The sequence below is a fragment of the Streptomyces sp. NBC_00691 genome, assembly GCF_036226665.1.
In the GTDB taxonomy this organism is placed as follows: Bacteria; Actinomycetota; Actinomycetes; order Streptomycetales; family Streptomycetaceae; genus Streptomyces.
The window spans coordinates 1,697,965-1,723,550 of the sequence record NZ_CP109007.1 but is presented as its reverse complement, the minus strand read 5'-3'; the positions used below and the strand labels follow the sequence as shown (position 1 = coordinate 1,723,550).

The window sequence follows — 25,586 nt, the reverse complement described above, 5'->3', positions numbered from 1 at the left end:
CCGTGGAGGGGTCGGTCAGGCGGGCTCGGCCGGTGGCGGTATGTCGGTCAGCGCGCCGTGCGGCAGTCCGAGTTCGCGTTCCGCCGTGGTCAGGGCCATCCGGGTCACGGCGTCCGGCCGGTCGGTCCGGTCGGAGTTGGCGTGGGCGCCGAGGCCGTCGAGCACCACCAGGATCTGGATGGCGGTGGCACGAGGGTCGTCCGTGCGGAACTCGCCGCGTGCGACGCCGTCGCGGATGAGCTGCTCCAGGCGGTCGTCTGAGGCGAGTTCCTGTTCGGTGACCCGGTCGCGCAGGACGGGCCGGTAGCGGCTGAGGTGCCGGGCGTTGATCCACAGGCGGCTGATGTCGTCGTACGCCTCGCCCGCCGAGAGGGCGAAGTAGTGCGCGAGCCACTGCGTGGGCGTCCCGTGGGGGCGCTCCGCGGGCAGCAGCGCGTCGAGCTCGCCGGTGGCGGCCACGCTGAACGCCTCGCCCACCAGATCCTCCGCCGAGGGGAAGTAGTGGCTGATCAGACCGGGCCGGACGGCGAGCTCCTCGGCGATCCGCCGCAGGGTGACGCACTCGAGCCCCTCGGTCAGGGCCACGCGTGCGGCGGTCTCCACGATCTCCGCCCGCCGGGCCTCGGGTGTTTTCCGAACTCTCTTGCGCTGGACGCTTGACGACATAACCGCGATGCTATTGAGTGTGCGACCAATAAGCAACCAGGTGGGCACCACACGCACCGGAGGGCCGCATGGCTTCCACGATCCCCGACCCGCTCCCCGGCCCTCAGGGCGCGCAGGTCGCCCTGCAGGACTCCGATCGGCCCGGCCGCATCGAGGCGCACGGCATCGACCACATCCCCGAGTCCGAGCGTCACGGCCACCCCCGCGAGCTCTTCTCCGTGTGGGCGGCGGCGAACGTCAACTACCTCAGCCTCGTCATCGGCGGAGCCCTCGTCCTGATGGACCTGACCCTCTGGCAGGCCGTCGCCGTGACCGTCGTGGGCAACCTGTTCTGGCTGCTCCCGGGCCTCCTCGCCACCTCGGGACCGGCCGCCGGCGCGCCCAGCGAGGTGATCACCCGGGCCGTCTACGGCGTCCTCGGCAACCGCGTGAACAACGCGGTCGGCGGCTGGCTGGTCTCCGTCTGCTACTTCGCGCTCAACCTGGCCGCCGCGGCCACCGCCGCCTTCGCGCTCGTCGAGAAGGCGGGCATCACCGCCACCACCCCGGTCAAGGTGGCCGTCATCGTGGTCATCGCCGCGCTCACACTGATCATCAGCGTCTACGGACACAGCCTGATCATCAAGCTGTACCTGCCGATCACCCTGGTCCTCGCCGCGGCCTTCACCGTCGTCGCGTTCGCCGTCCTGCGGCACGCCGACTTCTCGTACGCCCCCGCAGAGCGGCCCGGCGGAGTCCAGCTCTGGGCCCTGCTCCTCGCCGGCACCACGATGATCGCCTCGGGTCCGCTCTCGTACACCACGAGCGCCGACTTCTCCCGCTACCTGCCCCGAACCGCTTCGAAGAAGGCGATCATCGGCTGGAACGCGCTCGGCGCCTTCCTGCCCAGCGTCGTCGTCTGCTCGCTCGGCGCCTTCGCCGCCACCGCCGTCGACATGACCGACCCGCAGACCGCGCTCCAGGAGCTCCTGCCCGGCTGGTTCGTCCCAGTCTTCCTGCTCGCCCTGGTCCTCGGCACCATCGCCATCAACGCCCTGACCGCGTACAGCGCCGGACTCGCGCTCCAAGCCGTCGGCCTCCGCATCCGCCGCTCCGTCAGCGTCCTCTTCGACGGGGCCGTCGCCGTCGCCCTCACCCTCTACGGGCTGCTCGTCTCCAACTTCCTCGACACCGTCAGCAACGCCCTCCAGGTGATCACCGTCCTGATCGGCCCCCTGATGGCGGTCTATGCCACCGACGTCCTGCTCCGCCGCTGCCGCTACGACGGCCTCGCGCTCTCGGACGAGACCCCCGGCAGCCCGTTCTGGTACACCGCCGGCGTCAACCCGGCCGGCGCCCTCGCGCTGGTCGTCGGCGTCACCGCGGCCGCCCTCTGCGTCAACACCCTCTACACGGGACCGATCGCCGCCGCCCTCGACGGCGTCGACCTCTCCCTCCCCGTCGGCATGGCCGTCGCCGCCACCGTCTACGCCCTCCTCATGCGCAAGGACCGCACCCTGCTCGCCGCCCGGGCGGCGGCGTGAACAGCCCGCGCCGTACGACCCTCCGGATCACCGGGGACACACCCCGCCGCCGCGGCGAGGACCGCGGCCGCCAGGCCCGCGCCGGCATCGCGCGCGCGTGGCGGGTGTACGAGGAACTCTTCGCCACCGTCGCCGCCGCGAACGCCCGGACGCTCGACGTCCCCGTCCTCGCCCTCCGTACCGTCCGGGCGGCCCGTGCCTGGGCGCCGGAACTCGTCGAGGAGATGGAGGGGGTCGCCGAGGGCGCCGGAATGCCCTTCTGGACGATCGCCGCGCTCAACGGACGCACCGAGATCCTCGCGGAGGCCGGCGCGCCCCGCACCGGGGAGTGCTCCACCCTGGTCCGCGGCGGCCCCCGGACCACCGGCGGCCAGTGCTGGGACTGGCACCAGGAACTCGCCGACGCCTGGCACCCCCAGACCGTCACCGGGGACGCCCAGGGCTTCGCCGGGATCACCGAGCACGGCATCCTCGCGAAGATCGGCGTCAACGAGGCGGGGGTGGGTGTGCTCTTCAACATCCTCGGCCACGCGGACGACGCCGCGACCGGCGTCCCCGTCCATCTGGTCGCCCGTCAGGTGCTCGGCACGGCGGGGTCGTTCGACGAGGCGGTCGGCATGCTGACCGGCGCGCCCGTCTCCGCCTCCACGGTCGTCACCGTGGTCACGGCGGACCGGGCCGCGTCCGTGGAGCTCGCCCCGGCCGGCTCGGCCGTGGTCGCCCCGGACGACCGGGGCTGGCTCGTGCGCACCAACCACTTCCTCGCCCCGTCCCTGGCGGCCGGTGACCTGCGCGGCCGCCGGGAACCGGAGACGTACGACCGTCACCGGCTGCTCACGACCCGGGTGCGCGCGCACGACGGCGGGGCCGGCACCGCCGCCTCAGGCCCGGAGGCGGCCGGCGGTGCGGAGCTCGGCCCCGACGCGCTCGTCGGCCTGCTCGCCGCCCATCGCGACGACGGCGCCGAGGTGTGCTGCCACGCCCCGGCCGGAGGCGGGCTCGGCAGCCGGTGGGCGACCCTCGCCACCGTGGCCGTCGACCCGGCCGAGCGGCGCCTCATGGTGCACGACGGCGGCCCCTGCTCGGCGGCACCGGAGACCTGGACCCCGCTCACCGCGCCGCGCCGCTGAGGCGGGGGGCCGCGGCGCACCACCGCGCCCCGGGCCGCGGCGCACCACCGCGCCCCGGGCCGCGGCGCACCACCGCGCCCCGGGCCGCGGCGCACCACCGCGCTCCGGCCCGCCGGGCCGCGGCGGCCCCGTCAGCCCCGGCGGGCTCCCGACGCCTCGACCAGGCCCCGCATCACCCGCAGGTCGTCGCCCATCTCCGGATGCCACTGGACGCCCAGGACCCAGGCCGGGGCGGCCAGCTCGACCGCCTCCACGGTGCCGTCCTCCGCGTGGGCGGAGACCGCGAGGCCCGTGCCCAGCCGGTCCACGGCCTGGTGGTGGTAGGTCGGGACCTCGGCGAGCTCGGGCACCAGGGAGGCGTACCGGCTCCCCGGTACCGGCTTCACCGCGTGCCGGCCGATCACCCCGACCGCCTCGACGTGCCCGTCCAGGTGCTGGACCAGGGTCCCGCCCCGGGCGACGTTCAGGAGCTGCATGCCGCGGCAGATGCCGAGCAGCGGTGTCGCCGAGACGATGGCCGCGTCGATCAGGGCCAGCTCCCAGGCGTCCCGCTCCCGGGCCGGCGGGCCGGTACGGGCGTCGGGCTCGGCCCCGTACCGTACGGGCTCCACGTCCGCCCCGCCGGCGATCACCAGTCCGTCGAGCCGGGCCACGACCGCCGCGGCGGCCTCCGGCGCGTCGGGCGGGAGCATCACCGCGATGCCCCCGCTCTCCTGGACGAGCCGTAGGTACGGCGCGGGGAGCAGCGCGGCCCGCATGTCCCACACGCCCCAGCGGGCCTGGTCCAGATAGGTGGTCACGCCGATGAGCGGCTTGGACACGGAACGTCCTCCGGGGGAGCGGTGTACGGGAGAAGGTGAACGGACACGGGGCGGGGGGTCGGGCGCGGGTGGTCAGTCGCGCGAGAGTTCGGCCTCGGCGGCCGCGAGCGCGGCGAACTCCTCCTCGGGCGCCCTGGCCACCAGATGGTGTCGACTGTAGAACGCGAAGTAGGCGAGGGCGATCGCGTACACCCCGAGTGCCATGAACGCCGCGGTCCGGTCCACCAGAAACGTCGCGACCAGGGCCGACAGGGCCAGGACGAAGGCCACCGACGAGGTCACCATGCCGCCGGGCGTGCGGTACGGCCGGTGCAGGCCCGGCTCGCGGCGCCGCAGCACGATGTGGGAGAGCGCCATCAGGGCGTACGAGATGGTGGCGCCGAACACCGCGATGTTCAGCATCCGGGCCCCGTCCCCGGTCCCGGCGGCCAGCGCGAAGCCGATCGCGCCCGGGATGAGGAGTCCCAGGTAGGGCGACTTGCGGCGGCTGGTGAGGGAGAGGAAGCGGGGCAGGTAGCCCGCCCGGGAGAGGGCGAACAGCTGGCGCGAGCCGGCGTAGATCAGGGAGAAGAAGGAGGCGACCAGACCCGCGAGGCCCGCGTAGTTCACGAAGCGGCTGAGCGCGGTCGGCTCCCCGTCCCCCTGGAGTGCCACGACCAGCGGGTTTCCCGCCTCCTGGACCGCGGCCGCACCGCGCGCCCCGGTCGCGGCGAAGAAGGTCATCACGGCGAGCAGCACCAGGATGCCCATGGAGATCGCGAGCGCCTTCGGCATGGACCGCACCGGGTCCTTCGCCTCCTCGGCGGCGAGCGGCACGCCCTCCACGCCCAGGAAGAACCACATGCCGAAGGGGAAGGCGGCCCAGATCCCGAGCAGGCCGAACGGCAACCAGGAGTTGGCCCCGAAGGCCTCGCCGTCCACGGGGATGTCGTTCAGTCCGTCGACGTGGAAGTCGGTGAGGGCGCCGAGCGCGAAGACGACGAGCGCCGCGACCGCGATGGCCGTCACGATCAGGCTGAAGCGCAGGGCCTCGCCCACGCCCCACAGGTGGATCCCGATGAAGAGCGCGAAGCAGACCAGATAGACGGGCCAGCCGGACTCCAGGCCGAACAGGCCGAGGGATTCGACGTAGTCGCCGATGAAGATGGAGATCGCGGCGGGCGCCAGGATGTACTCGATGAGGATCGCGGTGCCGGTGAGGAATCCGCCCCAGGTGCCGAGCGCCCGCCGGGCGAAGCCGTAACCGCCGCCCGCGGTGGGCAGGATGGCGGAGAGTTCGGCGAGGGCGAAGACCAGACAGGCGTACATGGCGCCCATCAGGACCGTGGCGATGGCGAGTCCGCCGAAGCCGCCCTTGGAGAGGCCGATGTTCCAGCCGGAGAAGTCGCCGGAGACGACGTAGGCGACGCCGAGCCCGGTGAGCAGCAGCCATCCGGCGCTGCCGCGGCGCAGTGCGCGGCGCTCCAGATAGTCGTCCTGCGGTGGGGTGGTGCCTCCGGAACTCCCGGTGGTGTCTTCGAGCGTCATGGCAGCGTCAGCTCCCCGCAACGGGCCCAATGGATTGGAGCCATACCTTTGCGGTGCCGACCGGAGAGCGCAACCCCCGTGCGTTACTTTCGGGTTACGTGCCTGGGGAACTCTCGGGTTACGTACCCGGGGACGCCCGTCTCATGTCAGGAACCCCCGGAGCAGCGCCGCCGTGCCCGAGCAGTGCTCCCGCATCACCTCGCGCGCCGCGTCCGCGTCCCCGTCCAGGACCGCCTCCACCAGGGCGGTGTGCTGGTGCTGGGAGTGCTCCAGGTTCCGTACGAGCAGCGGGATGCAGTCGAGCAGATCGTTCACGGTCGCCCGGACGGCGGCGTACTGCGCGGTGAGCGTCGGCGAGCCGGAGAGCTCGGCCAGGGTGAGGTGGAGCAGGGTGTCCTGGCGGCGGTAATCGGCCAGCGGGGCGTCATGGGTCGCCGCCACGGCCGTCCGCAGCCGCTCGGCGCCGGCCGCGTCGAGACCGTGGGCCGCGCAGAGCCCGGCGGCGCCGACCTCCAGGACCTCGCGGAAGCGCAGGGTGTCCTCCATGTCGACCGTGGCGATCCGGCGGCGCAGTTCGTCCTCGTCGGCGGTCTGGACGCGGGGGAGCACGAACGTCCCGCCGTAGCGCCCGCGCCGGCTCTCCACGAGGCCCTGCTCCTGGAGGACCTTGAGGACCTCGCGCAGGGTCACCCGGCTGATCCCCATCCGGTCGGCGAGCTCCCGCTCGGCGGGCAGCCGCTCCCCGCCGGGCACGAGCCCGAGCCGCACCACCTGGAGGATCTGCTCCAGGGCCTCCTCGAAGCCGTTGCCCGCCCGGACCGGCCGCAGCACGGGCGTCAGCCGGTCCGCCGATTCACTCGTACTGGCCACGTTGTCGATTCCCTCTCGTCAGCACTTCCCAAGCAATGGTCTTCCGCAATACCTTATGGCTTCCGGCAGGCCGAAGGAGGAGCAATCCCGTGGCAGACCGCAAACCCCCGCTCACCGTCGAGGAGCTCCGTGCCCTCGTCGCGAGCGGCGAGATCGACACCGTCGTCCTGGCCTTCCCCGACATGCAGGGACGGCTCCAGGGCAAGCGGTTCGCCGCCCCGTTCTTCCTGGACGAGGTACTCGGCCACGGCACCGAGGGGTGCAACTACCTCCTGGCCGTCGACACCGAGATGAACACCGTCGACGGCTTCGAGATGTCCTCCTGGGACCGCGGCTACGGCGACTTCGCGATGCACCCCGACCTCACCACCCTCCGCCGCCTCCCCTGGAACGAGGCCACCGCCATGGTGACGGCGGACCTCGCGTGGGGCGACGGCACCCCCGTCGTCGCGGCGCCCCGCCAGATCCTCCGGCGCCAGCTGGAGCGGCTCGCGGAGCACGGCTTCACCGCCCACGTCGGCACCGAGCTCGAATTCATCGTCTTCAAGGACAGCTACGAGCAGGCCTGGGACGCCGACTACCGCGGCCTCACCCCCGCCAACCAGTACAACATCGACTACTCCGTCCTCGGCACCGGACGCATCGAACCCCTTCTGCGCCGCATCCGCAACGAGATGACCGGCGCCGGACTCACGGTCGAGTCCGCCAAGGGCGAGTGCAACCCCGGCCAGCACGAGATCGCCTTCAAGTACGACGAGGCCCTCGTCACCTGCGACGGACACGCCGTCTACAAGACGGGCGCCAAGGAGATCGCCGCCCAGGAGGGCTACGCGCTCACCTTCATGGCGAAGTACAACGAGCGCGAGGGCAACTCCTGCCACATCCACCTCTCCCTCCAGGACGCCGAGGGGACGAACGTGATGGCCGGGGACGACGCAGGGGGGTCCCCCCTGCTCGAGCGGAGCCGAGAGCACGGGGGAGGCATGTCCGCGACCATGCGGCACTTCCTCGCCGGACAGCTCGCCGCCCTCCGTGAGTTCTCCCTCCTCTACGCCCCCAACATCAACTCCTACAAGCGGTTCCAGCCCGGTTCCTTCGCACCCACCGCGGTCGCCTGGGGCCACGACAACCGCACCTGCTCGCTCCGGGTCGTCGGCCACGGCCGCTCCACCCGCTTCGAGAACCGCCTCCCCGGCGGCGACGTCAACCCGTACCTCGCCGTCGCCGGCCTGGTCGCCGCAGGCCTGTACGGCATCGAGCAGCAGCTCGAACTCCCGGAGCCCTGCACCGGGAACGCCTACAACGCCGAGTACGCGCACGTGCCCACCACCCTGCGCGAGGCCGCCGAACTCTGGGAGACCAGCGAGATCGCCAAGGCCGCCTTCGGGGACGAGGTCGTCGCCCACTACCGCAACATGGCGCGCGTCGAACTCGACGCCTTCGACGCGGCCGTGACGGACTGGGAACTGCGGCGGTCCTTCGAACGCCACTGAGGCGAACGCCGTCGACACGGACCCGTTGACGCGAGCGCCACCGACGCGAACCCCTCTGACACGCACACCGCCGAGAGGAACGAGTTGCTCCAGGTACTGAACCCGGCGACCGAGGAGCCGGTCGCCACCGTCCCCGCCGCCACCCCGGCCGACGTCGACGCCGCCGTCGCACGGGCCGCCGACGCCCAGCGACGCTGGGCCGCCGCCTCGCCCGCCGACCGGGCCCGGCTGATCCGCCGCTTCGCCGCCGTCGTCGACGACCACCTCGAGGAACTGGCCCGCCTCGAAGTCCTCGAGGCGGGCCACACCATCGGCAACGCCCGCTGGGAGGCGGGCAACGTCCGCGACCTGCTCGACTTCTCCGCCGGGGGAGTGGAACGCCTCAACGGACGCCAGATCCCGGTGACCGGCGGCCTGGACGTCACGATCCTCGAACCGCTCGGGGTCGTCGGCGTCATCGCCCCCTGGAACTTCCCCATGCCGATCGCCGCCTGGGCCACCGCACCCGCCCTCGCCGCCGGCAACGCCGTCCTCCTCAAGCCCGCCGAGACCACCCCGCTCACCGCGCTCCGGCTCGCCGAACTCGCCCTGGAGGCCGGCCTGCCCGAAGGCCTCTTCCAGGTCCTCCCCGGCACCGGACCGGTCGCGGGCGACGCCCTCGTCGGACACCCCGGCGTCGCCAAGATCGTCTTCACCGGCTCCACCAGGGTCGGCAAGTCGATCATGGCGAAGTGCGCCGACCAGGTGAAGCGGGTCACCCTCGAACTCGGCGGCAAGAGCCCCAACATCGTCTTCGCCGACGCGGACCTCGAAGCCGCCGCCGCGGCCACGCCCATGTCGTTCCTCGACAACAGCGGCCAGGACTGCTGCGCCCGTACCCGCATCCTCGTCCAGCGGAGCGCGTACGACCGCTTCATGGAGCTGCTCACCCCCGCGATCGAGGAGATCGTCGTCGGCGACCCCGCCGACGAGCGCACCCAGATGGGCCCGCTCATCTCCCGCGCCCAGCTCGACCGGGTCCGCTCCTACGTGACGGACGACCTCCCCGGCATCCGCGGCAAGGCGCCCGAGGGCCCCGGCTTCTGGTTCCCGCCCACCGTCCTCACCGGCATCTCCGAGGACGCCCCCTGCGCCGTCGAGGAGGTCTTCGGACCCGTCGCCGTCGTCCTCCCCTTCGAGGACGAGGCCGACGCGATCCGCCTCGCCAACGCCACCGAGTACGGCCTGTCCGGTTCGATCTGGACCCGGGACGTCGGCCGCGCCCTGCGCGCCTCCCGCGCCGTCCGGGCCGGCAACCTCTCCGTCAACTCCCACTCCAGCGTCCGCTACTGGACCCCGTTCGGCGGCTACCAGCAGTCCGGCCTCGGCCGCGAACTCGGCCCCGACGCCCTGACCGCCTTCACCGAAACCAAGAACGTCTTCATCAGCACGGAGGCCTGAGCACCCATGACCAGCACCAGCACCGAAGAGATCGTCTGCCGCCGGCTCGTCGGCCGTACCGCCGTCATCACCGGGGCCGGCAGCGGCATCGGTCTCGCCACCGCCCGCCGCCTCGCCTCCGAGGGCGCCCACGTCGTCTGCGGCGACATCGACGAGACCGCGGGCAAGGCCGCCGCCGAAGAGGTCGGCGGAACCTTCGTGAAGGTCGACGTCACCGACCCCGAGCAGGTCGAGGCGCTGTTCAGGACCGCCTTCGACACCTACGGCTCCGTCGACATCGCGTTCAACAACGCCGGCATCTCGCCGCCCGACGACGACTCCATCCTGGAGACCGGCCTGGAGGCCTGGAAGCGCGTCCAGGACGTCAACCTCACCTCGGTCTACCTGTGCTGCAAGGCCGCCCTGCCGTACATGCGCCGCCAGGGCAAGGGCTCCATCATCAACACCGCCTCCTTCGTCGCGATCATGGGTGCGGCCACCAGCCAGATCTCGTACACCGCCTCCAAGGGCGGCGTGCTCGCGATGTCCCGCGAGCTGGGCGTGCAGTTCGCCCGCGAGGGCATCCGCGTCAACGCCCTGTGCCCGGGGCCGGTGAACACCCCCCTCCTCCAGGAGCTGTTCGCCAAGGACCCCGAGCGGGCAGCGCGCCGCCTGGTCCACATCCCCGTCGGCCGCTTCGCCGAGGCCGAGGAGATCGCGGCCGCGGTCGCCTTCCTCGCGAGCGACGACGCGTCCTTCGTCAACGCCAGCGACTTCCTGGTCGACGGAGGCATCGCGGGCGCGTACGTGACGCCCCTCTAGACCGCTCCCTTCCCGGCCGCGCCAGGACCGCGCCGCTCAGGACCGCCGCCACACCCCCCACACCCCCACATCCCCACCCGGCAGCCGGGCGTCGCGAGGCGCCCGGCTGTCCGGCGTCCGCAGCAGCCCCCGACAGGAGAGTGATCATGAACCAGCGTGCCCGGCTCCGTACCTCCGCCGTCACCGCCGCCCTCGCCCTCGCCGCGGCGAGCCTCGCCCCCGCCACCGCCGCCGAGGCCCGGCCCCGGGACCACCGCACGCCCCGCCCCTGCCCCACCCTGAACATCTCCGAGGGCTGGTACGGCGACAACAGGGCCCGCATCGACGCCCTCGTGGCCGACCACTGCCGGGACAAGGGGAGGAAGCCCGTCGCGGTCTTCGACTGGGACAACACCGTCATCAAGAACGACGTCGGAGACGCCACCTTCTACTGGCTCCTCCGCAACGACCGCGTCCGCCCGCCCCGGCACGGCGACTGGTCCACCACCAGCCGCCACCTCACCCCCGCCGCCGCCACCGCCCTCGGCGAGGCCTGCCCCACCGGCGGCCGCACCCTCCCCACGTCCACCGACACCCGCTGCGCCGACGAGCTCCTCTCGGTCTACGGCTCGGGCGTGACCACGGACCGGCGGGCCGCCTTCGCGGGCCACGACCGCCGCCGCATGGAACCCCAGTACGCCTGGCTGGCCCAGCTCCTGCGCGGCTGGACCACCCGCCAGGTCGAGTCCTTCGCCGCAGCCGCCCGCGCCGAGAACCTCGCCGCGCCCCAGGGCGCCACCCAGCGCGTCGGCACCGGCCGGGTCACCGGATGGGTGCGCCACTACGCGCAGCAGCGCGACCTGATCCGGACGCTCCAGGACGCCGACTTCGACGTCTGGATCGTCTCCGCCTCACCCGAACCCGTCGTCGACGTCTGGGCGAAGGGCGTCGGCGTCGCGCCCTCCCACGCCCTCGGCATCCGCAACACCACCGAGCACGGCTCGCTCACCGCCCACCTCGAGGGCTGCGGCACCGTCCGGGACGGCGAGGACACGATGATCACCTACATCGACGGCAAGCGCTGCTGGATCAACCAGGAGATCTTCGGGGTCCGCGGCCCCGCCGCCGAGCGCGTGCAGCCCGCCTCCCGGCGCCAGGTGTTCGCCGCCGGGGACTCCGACACCGATGTCTCCTTCCTGCGGGACGCCACCGGCCTGCGGCTTGTCCTCAACCGCAACAAGAACGAACTCATGTGCCGGGCGTACGAGAACGGCGACGGCCGCTGGATCGTCAACCCCATGTTCATCGAGCCGAAGCAGCGGAAGACCACCCCGTACCCCTGCGCCAGCACCGGCTACACGGCGGGCGACGGCACGTCGGAGCCGGTCCGGCGGCCCGACGGAAGCGTGATCCCGGACCAGCCGGACAAGGTCTCCTGAAGCCCTGGGCCGATCGTCGGACTCCCGTCGTCGCCCGAAGGGCGGGGCGCGCGGGAGCCCGACGGGACCTGGGGTGTCTTGTCGATCGGGCAGACACCCCCTAGGTCCTGTCGTCAAACTCCCGTCTGCCCCGCGACGCCTGGCACGCACTCTCGCCGCACCGGGCGAAAGCCCGAGTACGTCCAGTACGAGGGCTTCCTCCCGGCACACCGAGAGCACGCACCAGACGCCGCGGGGCCGCCCTCCGGGCGACGACGGGAGTTTGACGACAGGCCCTAGAGGAAGGTCTGGCCCTCACCCCGGTACGTCGGGACCGTGGCGGTGACCCGGTCGCCCTCGATCAGCCGCAGACTCGCGAACCGCTCGCACAGCTCGCCCGCCTTCGCGTGCCGGAACCACACCTTGTCGCCGATCCGCAGATCGTCGGCGGGCGAGCCGATCAGCGGGGTCTGCACCTCGCCCGGACCCTCCTGCGGGTCGTACCTCAGACCCTCCGGGAGGTACGGCACGGGCAGCCGGTCGGGCCCGGCGGCCCCGGACGCCGGATAGCCGCCCCCGAGGACCGTCACCACACCGACCCCCGGCCGGCGGACGACGGGCTGTGCGAAGAGAGCCGCGGGCCGCCCGCTGAACGAGGTGTAGTTGTCGAAGAGCCGCGGCACGAAGAGCCCCGAACCCGCGGCGATCTCCGTCACCGCGTCCTCGGCGGCCGTGTGCTGCACACTGCCGGTGCCACCGCCGTTCACGAACTCCAGATCCGGTGCCACGGCCCGTACGGCACGCACCACGGCCGCCCTGCGCTCGGCCAGCTCCCGACGGGCCGCCGCCTGCATCAGCCGGATGGCCCGCGACCGCAGCGGCCGGCCCGCGACCGCGTCCCCGACACCCGCGACATGCCCCTCGTACGCCATGATCCCGACCAGCCGGAAACCGGGACGGCGCACCACCGAACGAGCCAGCTCCGCGAGCTGTGCGGGCTCGCGCAGCGGGGAGCGGCGGGCACCGACGCGGATCCGGCCGCCGAGGAGACTGAGCGCCGTGTCCAGCTCCAGACAGACCCGGACCTCCTCCGTCCCGCCCGCGCGGGAGGCGTCGATCAGATCCAGCTGCGCCACGTCGTCCACCATCACCGTCACGGCGGCGGCCAGCTTCGGATCGCGCGCCAGCTCACCGAAACCGGTGCGGTCCGCCGACGGATAGGCGAGGAGCACGTCCTCGAACCCGGCGCGGGCCAGCCACAGCGACTCGTCGAGCGTGAACGACATGATCCCCGCGAAGCCCTCCCGCGCCAGGACCCGCTCCAGGAGCGCCCGGCAGCGCACGGACTTGCTCGCGACCCGGACGGGCTTGCCGCCGGCCCGGCGTACGAGGTCGTCCGCGTTGGCGTCGAACGCCTCCAGATCGACGATCGCCACGGGCGCGTCGAGATGAGCGGTGGCCCGGTCGTAACGGGCCCGGTCGGCGGCACGGGGAGTCATGGCCCGAGCTTGCCAGACAGGTTTACGGGTGGGTAGCCCCTGGGTTCCCGCACCAGGGGGAACAGCCCGTAGAGTGACGGGCATTGTCGACACGAGCGGGGGAACGGGGATGACCGGCGAACAGCGCCCCGGCACGACCTCCCGCATCACCGACGCCCTCCTCCGACCGGACCCCGCCCCGGCCCCGTCCGAGCTGGAGATGACGACCCGGCTGCGACCGGTCAGACCGGGGGACACCCCACCGCCGCCCGGGGGCGGACCGTCGACCGCGACGCCCCCGACAGCTCCGGCAGCCCTGTCGAGGCCGCCCGGGACGGCGCCCCGCCCGGCGGCCGGATCCGCGCCCTCGACGGCCGGGAACCCGCCTCGCCCCACGACCGCTCCCGCGCCGACGGCGGCTCCGCCGCGGGCCGGGTCGTCGACCTCGCAGCCGATGCCCCCGCTGGCGAGTCCCACGACCGCCTCCGCCGCCCCGCCCCGCACGCCGCCCGGCCCCGCGGGACCGACGCCGCCGACCCCGCCCCGCCCGGCGGCCGCTCCGGATTCCGCGGTGCTCTCCGCCGTCGCCTCCGCGGGGGAGCCCGGCACCCCGCCCGGACCGATGCCCGCCCCTTCCGCCCCGGCCGCCACGGCTCCGACGGCGGCCGCTCCACCTCGGCCGCCGGTGTCCGCCCCCGGCGCTCCGGCGCCCGGCGCCCCGTGGCCGTCCGCGCCCACGGTCCCCGCGCGGTCCCGGCCCGCGCCCCTTCCCCGGCCGGCCCCAGGTCCCACCACAACCCGGCCGCAGCCCACCCCGCCGGTCCCCGCGACCGCTGCCGCGGGCTCCGGCCCCGGTCCCGCCGGCCCCCTCCCGCGGGCCGTGCCCCACCACGCCCGGCCCCACGCCTCCCCGTTCGGCCGGCCCGACGGCCCCGGTGCCCACCGGGCCGCCCACACCACCCTGCCGCCCGAGACCCCCGTCGAGACCACCACGCGGCTCCGGCCCGTGCGGGAGCGACGGACCGGGCGGGCCATCGCCGTCGGCGTCTGCGCCGTGCTCGGGATCGGGCTCATCGGCGGGGCCCTCGCCGGCATGTGGCTGGCTGCCGCCGAGCCCGGGGAGCCCGCCGAACCCGCCGGGTACACCCAGGCCAAGGACCTCTGGCACAACGCCCCCGTCGACACCCTCTTCCCCCGCACCCTCACGGGACCCGGCGCGGGGCCCGGCGGCGCCGCCCGCACCTGGACGCGGATCGTCGTCGCCCCCGACGCCGCCTGCTCGCCCGCCGTCCTGGCCAAGGGCCTGCTCGCCACCCTCCGGCCGCTCGGCTGCGAGCGCGTCCTGCGCGCCACGTACACCGACGCCACCGCCAGCAGCGTGATCACCGTGGGCCTCGTCTTCACCGGGGCCGACGCCACCACCCAGCGCACCCTGGGCCAGGGCCTCACCACCCGCCTCGGCCAGGACGTCCCCCCGGCGCTCCCCGGCCCCGGCACCGTCGCCGCCCGCTTCGGCGCGCAGCAGCGGGCCGGCTGGTGGCTGAACGCCCCCACCGACCTCCCCGTCGTCGTCACCGCCGTCTCCGGCTTCGCCGACGGCCGCGCCGTCGACGCCCCGCAGCCCGCCGACCGCGCCATGACCGCGGGCCGTACCGACGCCACCGCGCAGTCCGGCCTCGGCCACGAGGCCAAGAACATCACCCTCCGTTTCGAGCAGCTGCTGCGTACGGCCGTCGCCCCGCCGGCGAAGGACGAGGACAAGGACGCCCGGTGACCCGCCTCCGTACCCCCGCGGCCGTCCTTCTCGCCACCGCCTTCGCCGTCCTCCCCGCCACCACCACGCCCGCGTACGCCGACACCATCCGGGCCCGGCAGTGGGGCCTCCAGGCCCTCCACACCACGGAGGCCTGGCAGACCACCAGGGGGAAGGGCATCACCGTCGCCGTCCTCGACACCGGCGTGGACGCGCAGCACCCCGACCTCGCGGGTTCGGTCCTCACCGGCCGCGACCTCGTGGGCTTCGGAGCCTCCCGGGGCGACCGCGCCTGGGCCCGGCACGGCACCGCCATGGCCGGGATCATCGCCGGACACGGCCATGGTCCCGACGGCGGCGACGGAGTCCTCGGCATCGCCCCGGACGCCAGGATCCTGCCCGTCCGGGTCATCCTCGAAGGCACCGACACGTCCCGGGACAAGGCCCGCAAGACCCGCGGCACCGCGCTCGCCGAGGGCATCCGCTGGGCCGCCGACCACGGCGCCGACGTGATCAACATGTCCCTCGGCGACGACTCCAGGTCCGCCCATCCGGACGCCGGCGAGGACGCCGCCGTCCAGTACGCGCTCGCGAAGGGCGTGTCCGTCGTCGCCTCCGCCGGAAACGGCGGCGAGAAGGGCGACCACATCTCGTACCCCGCCGCCTACCCCGGCGTCATCGCCGTCACCGCGGTCGACCGCTACGGCACCCACGCCTCCTTCTCCACCAGCCGCTGGTACGCCACTGTCAGCGCGCCCGGTGTCGACATCGCCATCGCCGACCCCGACCGCCGCTACTACGAGGGCTGGGGCACCAGCGCCGCCGCCGCGTTCGCCTCCGGAGCCGTCGCCCTGGTCCGCTCCGCGCACCCCGGCCTCACCCCGGCCCAGGTCAAGCGGCTCCTCGTCGACACCGCCCGCAGCCGCCCCAAGGGCGGCCGCAGTGACGCCAAGGGGTACGGAACGGTCGACCCCGCCGCCGCCATCGAGGCCGGCGCGAAGATCAAGGGCGGCGACCCCAAGACCACGGCGACCGGCTACCGGGGCCGCTACTTCGGCCCCGGACCGCTCCCCGCCCCCGACGAGAGCCGCCCCATCGGCCTGCTCGCCCCGCTCACCGGCGGCCTCGGCGCCCTGCTCCTCCTCACCGCCCTGATCCTCCGCCGCTCCCACCGCACCTCCTAGCCGTGTCCTGCCGGTCAGGTCGGCAGGACACGGCCAGGACCCGGCGGGCCGACCGCGCCCGGCAGACGGTTAGGCTCGGTGCGTGGCGCTCAAGAACATCCCGGACCCCGGTTTCTCCGACGACGACGGCACCGCCGACCCGCGGCTCGCCGCGGCCCTCGCGGCCTGGGCGGAGGACAGAACCGCCCACGGCCCCGTCCTCGACGCGCTGCGGGAGGCCCGGCTGCTCGTCCCCGTCGTCGCCGTCCTCGGCGAGGTCGAGACCGACGAGAACGGCCTGCGCCGCGAGAAGACCAGCGACATGGCGGTCCCCACCCTCACGGCCGGCGACCGGCGCGCCCTGCCCGCCTTCACCTCGATCGCCTCGCTCGCCCTGTGGGACCCGGAGGCCCGGCCCGTCGCCGTCCCGCTCCACCAGGCGCTCCAGGCGGCCGCGCACGAGAAGGCCGACACGGTCGTCCTCGACCTCGCGGGCCCGGTGCCCTACCAGCTGACCGGACCGGCCCTGCTCGCCCTCGCCGAGGGCCGCACCAGCGCCGACCCGCTCGACGACCCCGCCGTACGGGAGGCCGTACGGGCGGCCGTCGCCGCCGAGCCCGCGGTGCTCCGCGCCCACCTGGGACCGGGCGCCGCCGACGGAACCCTCGCCCTGGTCCTCGCCGAGGGCGGCTCCCCGGCGGAGGCGGCCCAGCGCGTGGCCCGCGCCCTGGCCGCCGACGAGACACTGAGGGCCCGCCTGGTGCGGGGCCTCGACCTGGCACTCCTGCCGGCCTCGGCCACGCCTCCCGGCGAGCCCTTCTACGTGAAGAAGTGAAGAAGGAGGGGTACGCGCGCAGGCGCGTACCCCCGGTGGTCCCGCGGTCCTAGCCGTACACCGGGCCGGTGTACTTCTCGCCCGGGCCCTGGCCCGGCTCGTCCGGGATCAGGGACGCCTCGCGGAAGGCGAGCTGGAGGGACTTCAGGCCGTCCCGCAGGGGGGCGGCGTGGAAGGACGAGACCTCGGTCGCGCCGGCGTCGAGCAGGCCCGCGAGCGCGTGCACCAGCTTGCGCGCCTCGTCGAGGTCCTTGTACTTGTCGCCCTCCTCGGTCAGCCCGAGCTTCACCGCGGCGGCGCTCATCAGGTTGACGGCGACGGTCACGATCACCTCGACCGCGGGGACCTCCGCGATGTCGCGGGTCATGGCGTCGAAGTCGGGGGAATCGGCGGTGTCGGGGGAGTCCGGGGACTCGTTCTGGGGCGTCTCGCTCATGCCTCATACGATATGCCGGTCCTTGGTTAGCGGAGACCGCCGGGTCCTGCTAACCTTGTGTAACGACCGGCCGGACACGTGTGTGCCCGGCCCACAAGTGGAGGCTCCGTACTCCCACCTGACCACCCTCACGGGTGGCGGGTCACCGGTCAGGTGGCGCCCATCGTTCCGTACGGACGATGGAGCCGCCCGATGTGCGCCCCGCGGTTGATCGCGGCGGTGCTCCGGTATTCCCTTGGAGCCCCGCCTGTGTCCCGTCCGGGGCGTTTTTCATGTCCCGGCTCGGTTGGTCTCACCAGAAAACATGCGCGTCCGTCCGCCAGGCGGTCGCGTGGTGCTACCGAGGAGGATCCATCAGCGCCGAGCCCCGCATCAACGACAGGATTCGCGTTCCCGAGGTGCGACTTGTCGGACCCAGCGGCGAGCAGGTCGGGATTGTTCCGCTTGCCAAGGCCCTGGAGCTCGCACAGGAGTACGACCTCGACCTGGTCGAGGTCGCGGCGAACGCCCGTCCGCCCGTGTGCAAGCTCATGGACTACGGGAAGTTCAAGTACGAGTCGGCCATGAAGGCCCGTGAGGCGCGCAAGAACCAGGCGCACACGGTCATCAAGGAGATGAAGCTCCGGCCGAAGATCGACCCGCACGACTACGACACCAAGAAGGGTCACGTCGTCCGGTTCCTCAAGCAGGGTGACAAGGTCAAGATCACGATCATGTTCCGTGGTCGTGAGCAGTCCCGTCCCGAGCTTGGTTTCCGGCTGCTGCAGCGGCTGGCGTCGGACGTCGAGGAGCTTGGCTTCATCGAGTCCAACCCGAAGCAGGACGGCCGGAACATGATCATGGTTCTCGGCCCGCACAAGAAGAAGACCGAAGCCATGGCCGAGGCGCGTGAGGCCCAGGCCGCACGCAAGGCCGAGCGTCAGGGCGTCGCCTCCGAGGAGACGTCCGAGGCTCCGGTCGCCGAGACCGAGGCCGCTGAGGCTCCGGTCGTCGAGGCCGAGGCGGAAGCCCCGGCCGAGAACCCCGAGGCGTGACCCGACGGGCTGCCAACCAGGCAGCCCCGGGCCCCGCCCGGAACCACCGAACAAAGAATTGACGCTCCCGGATCTCCGGTGCCCACACCGGTGGGGAGCGCCACTGACGAGGAGATACGGCGCGATGCCGAAGAACAAGACGCACTCCGGTGCCAAGAAGCGCTTCAAGGTCACCGGCACCGGCAAGATCCTGCGCGAGCGCGCCGGCAAGCGCCACCTGCTCGAGCACAAGTCGTCCAAGCTGACGCGTCGCCTCACCGGCAACGCGGAGATGGCCCCGGGCGACGCGGCCAAGATCAAGAAGATGCTGGGCATCTGATCTGATCACCCGCCCTCGGCGACGAGGGCTACCGGCCAGGTCCGGGACCCATTCGTTTTTCGGGTCGTGTGAGTCCAACCACGACCCCGCTACAAGGAGTTAACAAGTGGCACGCGTCAAGCGGGCAGTCAACGCCCACAAGAAGCGCCGGGCGATCCTCGAGGCGGCCTCCGGCTACCGCGGTCAGCGTTCGCGCCTGTACCGCAAGGCCAAGGAGCAGGTCACCCACTCGCTGGTCTACAACTACAACGACCGCAAGAAGCGCAAGGGCGACTTCCGTCAGCTGTGGATCCAGCGCATCAACGCCGCTGCCCGCCTGAACGGCATGACGTACAACCGCCTCATCCAGGGTCTGAAGGCCGCCAACATCGAGGTGGACCGCAAGATCCTCGCCGAGCTGGCCGTCAACGACGCCAACGCGTTCGCCGCGCTGGTCGAGGTCGCGCAGAAGGCTCTGCCGGCCGACGTCAACGCCCCGAAGGCCGCCGCCTGATCTTCCAGGCCGCAGTACCTCTGCCCGGACCCGCAGGCGCGCACGCGCCTGCGGGTCCGGGTGCGTCCGCCCCCTGAAGGGTGTTCGGTGGAGGTGGGCCGGCGAAGCCCCCGCCCCCGCGAGTCCTCGAAGCCCCGGCCCCCGAAACCCCGGATCCCGTAGCCACCCGGCACCGAAGAGAGAACCGCCGCACCTCATGGTCACCCCCGAGCTGATCTCCCCGCGTTCCCCGCGCGTCGTCGCCGCCCGGCGGCTCGCCAAGCGCAACTTCCGGGGCAAGGACCGCCTCTTCATCGCCGAGGGCCCGCAGGCCGTCCGCGAGGCCGTCGAGCACCGCGGCTCCACCGGCGAGCCCACGCTGGTCGAACTCTTCACCACCGTCGAGGCCGCCGAGCGCTACAGCGCCATCATCGAGGCCGCCCTCGCCGCCGGGGCCCGCGTCCACCACGCGTCCGACGCCGTCCTCGCCGAGGTCTCCCAGACGGTCACCCCGCAGGGGCTCGTGGGTGTCTGCCGGTTCCTCGACTCGCCGTTCGAGGAGATCGTCGCCGCCCGGCCCAAGCTGGTCGCCGTCCTCGCCCACGTACGCGATCCCGGGAACGCCGGCACGGTGCTGCGCTGCGCCGACGCGGCCGGTGCCGACGCGGTCGTCCTCACCGACGCCTCCGTCGACCTGTACAACCCCAAGTCCGTCCGGGCCTCCGTCGGTTCGCTCTTCCACCTGCCGGTCGCCGTCGGTGTCCCCGTCGAGCAGGCCGTCGCCGGGCTCAAGAGCGCGGGCGTACGGATCCTCGCCGCCGACGGGGCCGGTCAGGACGACCTCGACGCCGAGCTGGACGCCGGCACCATGGGCGGGCCCACCGCCTGGATCTTCGGCAACGAGGCCTGGGGGCTGCCCGAGGAGACCCGGGCGCTCGCCGACGCCGTCGTCCGCGTCCCGATCCACGGCAAGGCCGAGAGCCTCAACCTCGCCACGGCCGCCGCGGTCTGCCTGTACGCCTCCGCCCGCGCACAGCGCCCCCGAACCTCCGCCTGAGGGGTCCATTCCGCCCTCCCCGCCCAGTAGAGTGACGCACTCGGGGGCCCACTGCGCTACACGGAGGGGTGGGGTACGGGGATGACGGTCGGCACGGACGGTTCCGCACAGGCACGGAGCGCCCCGCCGCACGCCCAGGAGCCACCGGGCCAGGAGGCCGCGGCGGACACCCACGAGCAGGCCGGGTTCGCCGGCGTGCTGCCCGACGACCTGCCCGACGGACTCGTCGTCGCCGACGAGACCGGCCGGGTCGTCACCTTCAACTCCGCCGCCAGCCGGATCACCGCCGTCCCCGGCGACAAGGCCCTCGGCCTCCCGCTCGACCAGGCACTGCCGCTCGAAGACCTCAAGGGACGCCGCTGGTGGGCCCTCACGGACCCGTACGGCGGCCTCGCCACCCGCCGCGGCCAGCCCGAGCGCAATCTGCTGCTGCCCGGCGGCCGCGAGGTCCTCGTCTCCGCCCGCTACATCCGCGAGCGCCCCACCGGACCCGTCCGCCGGGTGGTGATCTGTCTGCGCGGCACCGAGGCGCGCCGTCGCACCGAGCGCAGCCACGCCGAGCTCATCGCCACCGTCGCCCACGAGCTGCGCTCCCCGCTGACCTCCGTGAAGGGTTTCACCGCCACCCTCCTCGGCAAGTGGGAGCGGTTCAACGACGAGCAGAAGCGGCTCATGCTGGAGACCGTCGACGCCGACGCGGGCCGCATCAAGCGGCTCATCGCCGAACTCCTCGACATCTCCCGGATCGACTCGGGCCGGCTCGAGGTGCGGCGGCAGCCCGTCGACATCGCCGCCGCCATCGGCCGGCACGTCCAGGTGCACACCACCGGTGGCCAGTCCCCGGACCGGTTCTTCGTCCGGATCATGCCCGGGCTGCCCGCGCTCTGGGCCGACCCCGACAAGATCGACCAGATCCTGGGGAACCTCCTCGAAAATGCGGTGCGCCACGGCGAGGGAACAGTCACCATCGAGGTGGCACCCGCCAGGACGTGCGCCGACGGAGAAGAGGGGACGGAGGTCACCGTGAGCGACGAGGGCCCCGGCATCCCCGAGGAGTCGATGAGCCGCGTCTTCACCCGCTTCTGGCGGGGCAGCAAGCGCGGCGGCACCGGCCTCGGCCTCTACATCGTCAAGGGCGTCGTCGAGGCCCACGGCGGGACCATCACCGTCGGCAGGGGCCCCCGAGGCGGGGCCGAGTTCCGATTTATGCTGCCCGTCGGCACCCCGGCCCATCTCGCCTGACGAGATCCAGCACGAAGTCCGACCGGATCGGACAGGATCAGACGAGATCGAAAGCCGCCCGGGCCGCCCACGGGCTCATTCGCATCCCCCCACCCCGTTAGACTCGTCCTTTGGCACGTTTGCGCCCTTGACGTCGAGCGGGGCCGCCCAGCCAAGCCAACGGAAGCACGGGAAGAGATGTCCGCACCCAATAAGTCGTACGACCCGGTTGAGGTCGAGGCACTGAAACCGGAAGAGATCGAGCGCATGCGGGACGAGGCGCTCGCCGCCTTCGCCGCCGCGGGCGACCTCGACGCGCTCGCACACGCGAAGACGGCGCACACCGGTGGCACCTCGCCGCTGGCGCTCGCCAACCGGGAGATCGGTGCCCTGCCCCCGCAGGCCAAGGCCGCCGCCGGAAAGATCGTGGGCCAGGCCCGCGGCATCGTCTCCAAGGCGCTCGCCGCCCGCCAGACGGAGCTGGAGGCCGAGCGCGACGCGCGCGTCCTCGTCGAGGAGGCCGTCGACGTCACCCTGCCGTACGACCGCGTCCCGGCCGGTGCCCGCCACCCGCTGACCACGCTCATGGAGCGCGTCTCCGACGTGTTCGTCTCCATGGGGTACGAGGTCGCCGAGGGTCCCGAGGTCGAGGCGGAGTGGTTCAACTTCGACGCCCTCAACTTCGTCCCGGACCACCCGGCGCGCCAGATGCAGGACACCTTCTTCGTCGAGGGGACCTCCCGCGACGGAAAGGCCACCACGGGCGACGAGTCCGGTGTCGTGCTGCGCACCCACACCTCGCCGGTCCAGGCCCGCACGCTCATCGACCGGGAGCCCCCGGTCTACGTCGTGTGCCCCGGCCGCGTCTACCGCACCGACGAGCTCGACGCCACGCACACCCCGGTCTTCCACCAGATCGAGCTGCTCGCCGTCGACGAGGGCCTCACCATGGCCGACCTCAAGGGCACCCTCGACCACATGGTCCAGGCGCTCTTCGGTCCGGACATGAAGACCCGGCTGCGGCCGAACTTCTTCCCCTTCACCGAGCCGTCCGCCGAGATGGACATGCTCTGCTACGTCTGTCGCGGCGAGTCCGTCGGCAACCCGGACCGCCCCTGCCGCACCTGCGGCAGCGAGGGCTGGATCGAGCTGGGCGGCTGCGGCATGGTCAACCCGAAGGTGCTCGTCGCCTGCGGTGTGGACCCCGAGAAGTACAGCGGATTCGCCTTCGGGTTCGGCATCGAGCGGATGCTGATGTTCCGCCACAACGTCGACGACATGCGAAACATGGTCGAGGGTGACGTCCGGTTCACCCGGCCGTTCGGGATGGAGATCTGATGCGGGTCCCGCTTTCTTGGCTGCGGGAGTACGTCGACCTGCCGGCGACGGAGACCGGCCGCGACGTCCAGGCCAAGCTCATTTCGGCAGGGCTCGAGGTCGAGACCGTCGAGCGGCTCGGCGCCGGCCTGACCGGCCCGCTGGTGGTCGGCAAGGTCCTCACCATCGAGGAGCTGACGGAGTTCAAGAAGCCCATCCGCTTCTGCACCGTCGACGTCGGCCAGGCCAACGGCACCGGCGAGCCCCAGGAGATCATCTGCGGCGCCCGGAACTTCGCCGAGGGCGACAAGGTCGTCGTGGCGCTCCCCGGCGCCGTGCTCCCCGGTGACTTCCGGATCGCCGAGCGCAAGACGTACGGCCGCGTCTCCCGGGGCATGATCTGCTCCGGCGACGAGCTCGGCATGGGCGACGACGGCACGCACGGCATCATCGTGCTGCCGCCGGAGCTCGAGATCGGCATCGACGCCACGAAGCTCCTGGAGCTGTACGACGAGGTCCTCGACATCGCCGTCACCCCGGACCGCGGCTACTGCCTCTCGATGCGCGGCGTCGCCCGCGAGACCGCGATCGCGTACGGCCTGCCGCTGCGCGACCCGGCGCTGCTCGACGTGCCCGCGCCCAACTCGTACGGCTACCCGGTCCGGGTCACCGACCCGATCGGCTGCGACCGCTTCACCGCGCGCACCGTGGTCGGTCTGCAGCCCGAGGCCCGGTCGCCGATCTGGCTGCGCCGCCGCCTCCAGAAGGCCGGCATGCGCCCGATCTCGCTCGCGGTCGACGTCACGAACTACGTGATGCTCGAGCTCGGGCAGCCGCTGCACGCCTACGACCGGAGCCGGCTCGACGGCCCCATCGGAGTGCGTCGCGCCGAGGCCGGCGAGAAGATCACCACGCTCGACGGCGCCGTCCGCGTCCTCGACGCGGCGGACCTGGTCATCACCGACGACCGCGGTCCGATCGGCATCGCCGGTGTCATGGGCGGCGCCAACACGGAGATCGCCGACCCGGCGACGGACCCGGAGACCGGGGTCGTCACCGGCACCGCCGAGATCGTCATCGAGGCCGCGCACTTCGACGCGATCTCGATCGCCCGTACGGCGCGCCGGCACAAGCTGGCCTCCGAGGCGTCCAAGCGCTTCGAGCGCGGTGTAGACCCGCAGGCCGCGGCCGCCGCGGCCCAGCGCTGCGTCGACCTGCTCGTGCTGCTCGCGGGCGGCACGGCCGAGGCCGGCGTCACCGAGATCAGCGCCCCGTCCGCGCCGCGCACGATCACCATGCCGGCGAACCACCCGGACAAGGTCGCGGGCGTCGACTACGGCCGCGAGACCGTCGTCCGCCGCCTCCAGGAGGTCGGCTGCGACGTCTACGGCCAGGACGAGCTCATCGTCACCGTGCCGTCGTGGCGCCCCGACCTCAACGAGCCGAACGACCTCGCGGAAGAGGTCATCCGGCTGGAGGGCTACGAGAACCTGCCCTCCACGCTGCCCAAGCCGCCGGCCGGCCGCGGGCTCACCGAGCGCCAGCGCGTCCACCGCCGGGTGGGCCGCGCCCTGGCCGGCGCCGGCTACGTCGAGGCGCTGAACTACCCCTTCATCGGGGAGCAGGCCCTCGACAACCTCGGCCTCGACGCGGACGACGCACGCCGTCGCCTCGTGAAGCTGGTCAACCCGCTCTCGGACGAGGAGCCGGCGCTCCGCACGACGCTGCTGCCGGGCCTGCTCGGCGCGCTGCGCCGGAACGACAGCCGCGGCAGCCACGACCTGGCGCTCTTCGAGACCGGTCTGGTCTTCCGGCCGGAGGGACAGCCGGGCGTCGCCGTCCGGCTGCCCGTCGACCGCCGTCCCACCGACGAGGAGATCGCCACGGTCAACGCCGTGCTGCCCGCGCAGCCGCGCCGCGCCGCCGTCGTCCTCGCCGGTGCGCGCGAGCAGGCCGGCTGGTGGGGCAAGGGCCGTCCGTCCGACTGGGCTGACGCGGTCGAGGCCGGCCGGTCCGTGGCCGCCGAGGCGGGCGTCGAGCTGATCATCAGCGCCGACCAGCACGCCCCGTGGCACCCGGGCCGCTGCGCCGCGTTCCACGTCGAGGTGGACGGCGAGAAGGTACTCGTCGGCCACGCCGGCGAGCTCCACCCGCGCGTGGTCAAGGCCTTCGGCCTGCCGGCCCGCACCTGCGCGATGGAGATCGACCTGGACCGCCTGGAGAAGGCGAACGAGGGCCCCGTGAAGGCTCCTCGGATCTCCTCCTTCCCGGTCGCCACCCAGGACGTCGCCCTGGTCGTCGCGGGCGACGTCCCGGCCGCCGAGGTCGAGGCCGCCCTCGCCGAGGGCGCGGGTGAACTCCTGGAGTCCATCCGGCTGTTCGACGTCTACACCGGCGACCAGCTCGGCGAGGGCACCAAGTCCCTGGCGTACGCGCTGAGGTTCCGCGCCGAGGACCGCACCCTCACGGTCGACGAGGCCACCGCGGCCCGCGACGCGGCGGTCGCCCTGGCGTCCGAACGCACGGGCGCGGTCCTGCGCGGCGCCTGAACGCCGTAGCGGACCCACCGCACCACGAGGAGGGCCGCCCCGGGATCCCCGGGGCGGCCCTCCGTCGTTCCCCGACCCGAGAGGCCGCACGCGAGGCCGACGGTCGTCCGTCTGTGCCCGTGGCGCAGGACTGGCGGAGGGCGGCGGGGTGGGGGTGCTCACTCCTTCGGGTGAGATCGTCGGGGGGTGTTCCCCGTGGGGCGTGCGGTCGGCAGAATCGACGCGGCCGCAGGGACGGACCTGTGGGCCGCAGGGCCTTCGGGCGCTGTCGGGGCTCGGGAAGG

The 25,586-nt window shown here is 73.1% G+C and carries 22 protein-coding genes; 16 read left to right on the top strand and 6 right to left on the bottom strand.

All coding sequences use genetic code 11. The annotated features are described in order from the left end of the window. Positions 1-15 precede the first annotated feature (15 nt). Complete coding sequence (locus OG392_RS07665; RefSeq protein ID WP_329276925.1) at positions 16-666, bottom strand: TetR/AcrR family transcriptional regulator; 651 nt, start codon at positions 664-666, stop codon at positions 16-18. 68 nt (positions 667-734) lie between these two features. Here OG392_RS07665 and OG392_RS07660 point away from each other — a divergent pair, with 68 nt between their 5' ends. Further along, on the top strand, positions 735-2,189 hold the full coding sequence (locus OG392_RS07660; protein WP_329276923.1) for a purine-cytosine permease family protein: 1,455 nt from the start codon (positions 735-737) through the stop codon (positions 2,187-2,189). Further along, positions 2,186-3,319: a C45 family peptidase gene (locus OG392_RS07655; protein ID WP_329276921.1), complete on the top strand. Its 1,134-nt coding sequence runs from the start codon at positions 2,186-2,188 to the stop codon at positions 3,317-3,319. The genes OG392_RS07660 and OG392_RS07655 overlap by 4 nt, the downstream gene beginning before the upstream one ends. A gap of 131 nt (positions 3,320-3,450) precedes the next feature. Here the strand turns inward: OG392_RS07655 and OG392_RS07650 are convergent, their stop codons facing one another. The 3 genes from OG392_RS07650 to OG392_RS07640 all read right to left on the bottom strand — a co-directional run bounded on the left by OG392_RS07650 (position 3,451) and on the right by OG392_RS07640 (position 6,537). Further along, the gene (locus tag OG392_RS07650) at positions 3,451-4,140 is read right to left on the bottom strand and encodes a gamma-glutamyl-gamma-aminobutyrate hydrolase family protein (RefSeq protein ID WP_329276919.1); all 690 of its coding nucleotides are present in this window, start codon (positions 4,138-4,140) and stop codon (positions 3,451-3,453) included. A gap of 72 nt (positions 4,141-4,212) precedes the next feature. Next, on the bottom strand, positions 4,213-5,667 hold the full coding sequence (eat, locus tag OG392_RS07645; RefSeq protein ID WP_329276917.1) for an ethanolamine permease: 1,455 nt from the start codon (positions 5,665-5,667) through the stop codon (positions 4,213-4,215). Between the two features lie 141 nt (positions 5,668-5,808). Continuing rightward, a complete protein-coding gene (locus OG392_RS07640; RefSeq protein WP_073914967.1) occupies positions 5,809-6,537 on the bottom strand; it encodes a FadR/GntR family transcriptional regulator in 729 nt (242 codons plus the stop codon). An 89-nt stretch (positions 6,538-6,626) separates the two neighbouring features. Between OG392_RS07640 and OG392_RS07635 the strand changes: the two genes are divergently transcribed. The 4 genes from OG392_RS07635 (at position 6,627) to OG392_RS07620 (ending at position 11,689) form a co-directional block, all read left to right on the top strand. Next, the gene (locus OG392_RS07635; protein ID WP_329276913.1) at positions 6,627-8,030 is read left to right on the top strand and encodes a glutamine synthetase family protein; all 1,404 of its coding nucleotides are present in this window, start codon (positions 6,627-6,629) and stop codon (positions 8,028-8,030) included. 84 nt (positions 8,031-8,114) lie between these two features. Then, the gene (locus tag OG392_RS07630; protein WP_329276911.1) at positions 8,115-9,470 is read left to right on the top strand and encodes an aldehyde dehydrogenase family protein; all 1,356 of its coding nucleotides are present in this window, start codon (positions 8,115-8,117) and stop codon (positions 9,468-9,470) included. A 6-nt stretch (positions 9,471-9,476) separates the two neighbouring features. Beyond that, on the top strand, positions 9,477-10,271 hold the full coding sequence (locus tag OG392_RS07625; RefSeq protein WP_329276909.1) for a 3-oxoacyl-ACP reductase: 795 nt from the start codon (positions 9,477-9,479) through the stop codon (positions 10,269-10,271). A gap of 146 nt (positions 10,272-10,417) precedes the next feature. After that, positions 10,418-11,689 carry a haloacid dehalogenase-like hydrolase gene (locus OG392_RS07620; RefSeq protein WP_329276907.1) on the top strand — a complete coding sequence of 424 codons (1,272 nt, stop codon included), beginning with the start codon at positions 10,418-10,420 and terminating at the stop codon, positions 11,687-11,689. Positions 11,690-11,964: 275 nt separating this feature from the next. On the opposite strand, the gene OG392_RS07615 is transcribed toward OG392_RS07620, so the two are convergent. After that, a complete protein-coding gene (locus OG392_RS07615) occupies positions 11,965-13,167 on the bottom strand; it encodes an amino acid deaminase/aldolase (protein ID WP_329276905.1) in 1,203 nt (400 codons plus the stop codon). Between the two features lie 859 nt (positions 13,168-14,026). Between OG392_RS07615 and OG392_RS07610 the strand changes: the two genes are divergently transcribed. The 3 genes from OG392_RS07610 to OG392_RS07600 all read left to right on the top strand — a co-directional run bounded on the left by OG392_RS07610 (position 14,027) and on the right by OG392_RS07600 (position 16,897). Further along, entirely contained in the window at positions 14,027-14,920 is an 894-nt protein-coding gene (locus OG392_RS07610; protein ID WP_329276903.1) for a hypothetical protein, read from the top strand. Next, on the top strand, positions 14,917-16,083 hold the full coding sequence (gene mycP / locus OG392_RS07605) for a type VII secretion-associated serine protease mycosin (RefSeq protein ID WP_329276901.1): 1,167 nt from the start codon (positions 14,917-14,919) through the stop codon (positions 16,081-16,083). The genes OG392_RS07610 and mycP overlap by 4 nt, the downstream gene beginning before the upstream one ends. Positions 16,084-16,165: 82 nt before the next feature. Next, positions 16,166-16,897 carry an SseB family protein gene (locus tag OG392_RS07600; RefSeq protein WP_329276900.1) on the top strand — a complete coding sequence of 244 codons (732 nt, stop codon included), beginning with the start codon at positions 16,166-16,168 and terminating at the stop codon, positions 16,895-16,897. 49 nt (positions 16,898-16,946) lie between these two features. Here OG392_RS07600 and OG392_RS07595 read toward each other — a convergent pair whose 3' ends face one another. Continuing rightward, positions 16,947-17,333: a DUF1844 domain-containing protein gene (locus OG392_RS07595; RefSeq protein WP_030316083.1), complete on the bottom strand. Its 387-nt coding sequence runs from the start codon at positions 17,331-17,333 to the stop codon at positions 16,947-16,949. Between the two features lie 272 nt (positions 17,334-17,605). On the opposite strand from OG392_RS07595, the gene infC reads away from it, so the two are divergent. From infC to pheT, 7 genes are all read left to right on the top strand, one after another. After that, positions 17,606-18,367 carry a translation initiation factor IF-3 gene (infC, locus tag OG392_RS07590; protein WP_329287117.1) on the top strand — a complete coding sequence of 254 codons (762 nt, stop codon included), beginning with the start codon at positions 17,606-17,608 and terminating at the stop codon, positions 18,365-18,367. A 124-nt stretch (positions 18,368-18,491) separates the two neighbouring features. After that, positions 18,492-18,686 (top strand): 50S ribosomal protein L35, encoded by a 195-nt coding sequence (gene rpmI, locus OG392_RS07585; RefSeq protein WP_030316087.1) that lies wholly within the window; start codon positions 18,492-18,494, stop codon positions 18,684-18,686. A gap of 106 nt (positions 18,687-18,792) precedes the next feature. Then, complete coding sequence (gene rplT, locus OG392_RS07580) at positions 18,793-19,179, top strand: 50S ribosomal protein L20 (RefSeq protein ID WP_015032398.1); 387 nt, start codon at positions 18,793-18,795, stop codon at positions 19,177-19,179. A 196-nt stretch (positions 19,180-19,375) separates the two neighbouring features. Further along, positions 19,376-20,215 carry a TrmH family RNA methyltransferase gene (locus tag OG392_RS07575; RefSeq protein WP_030316091.1) on the top strand — a complete coding sequence of 280 codons (840 nt, stop codon included), beginning with the start codon at positions 19,376-19,378 and terminating at the stop codon, positions 20,213-20,215. Between the two features lie 81 nt (positions 20,216-20,296). Then, entirely contained in the window at positions 20,297-21,457 is a 1,161-nt protein-coding gene (locus tag OG392_RS07570; RefSeq protein ID WP_329276894.1) for a sensor histidine kinase, read from the top strand. A gap of 177 nt (positions 21,458-21,634) precedes the next feature. Continuing rightward, complete coding sequence (pheS, locus tag OG392_RS07565; protein WP_329276891.1) at positions 21,635-22,774, top strand: phenylalanine--tRNA ligase subunit alpha; 1,140 nt, start codon at positions 21,635-21,637, stop codon at positions 22,772-22,774. Then, positions 22,774-25,302 (top strand): phenylalanine--tRNA ligase subunit beta, encoded by a 2,529-nt coding sequence (gene pheT, locus OG392_RS07560; protein ID WP_329276889.1) that lies wholly within the window; start codon positions 22,774-22,776, stop codon positions 25,300-25,302. The genes pheS and pheT overlap by 1 nt, the downstream gene beginning before the upstream one ends. Positions 25,303-25,586 lie beyond the last annotated feature (284 nt).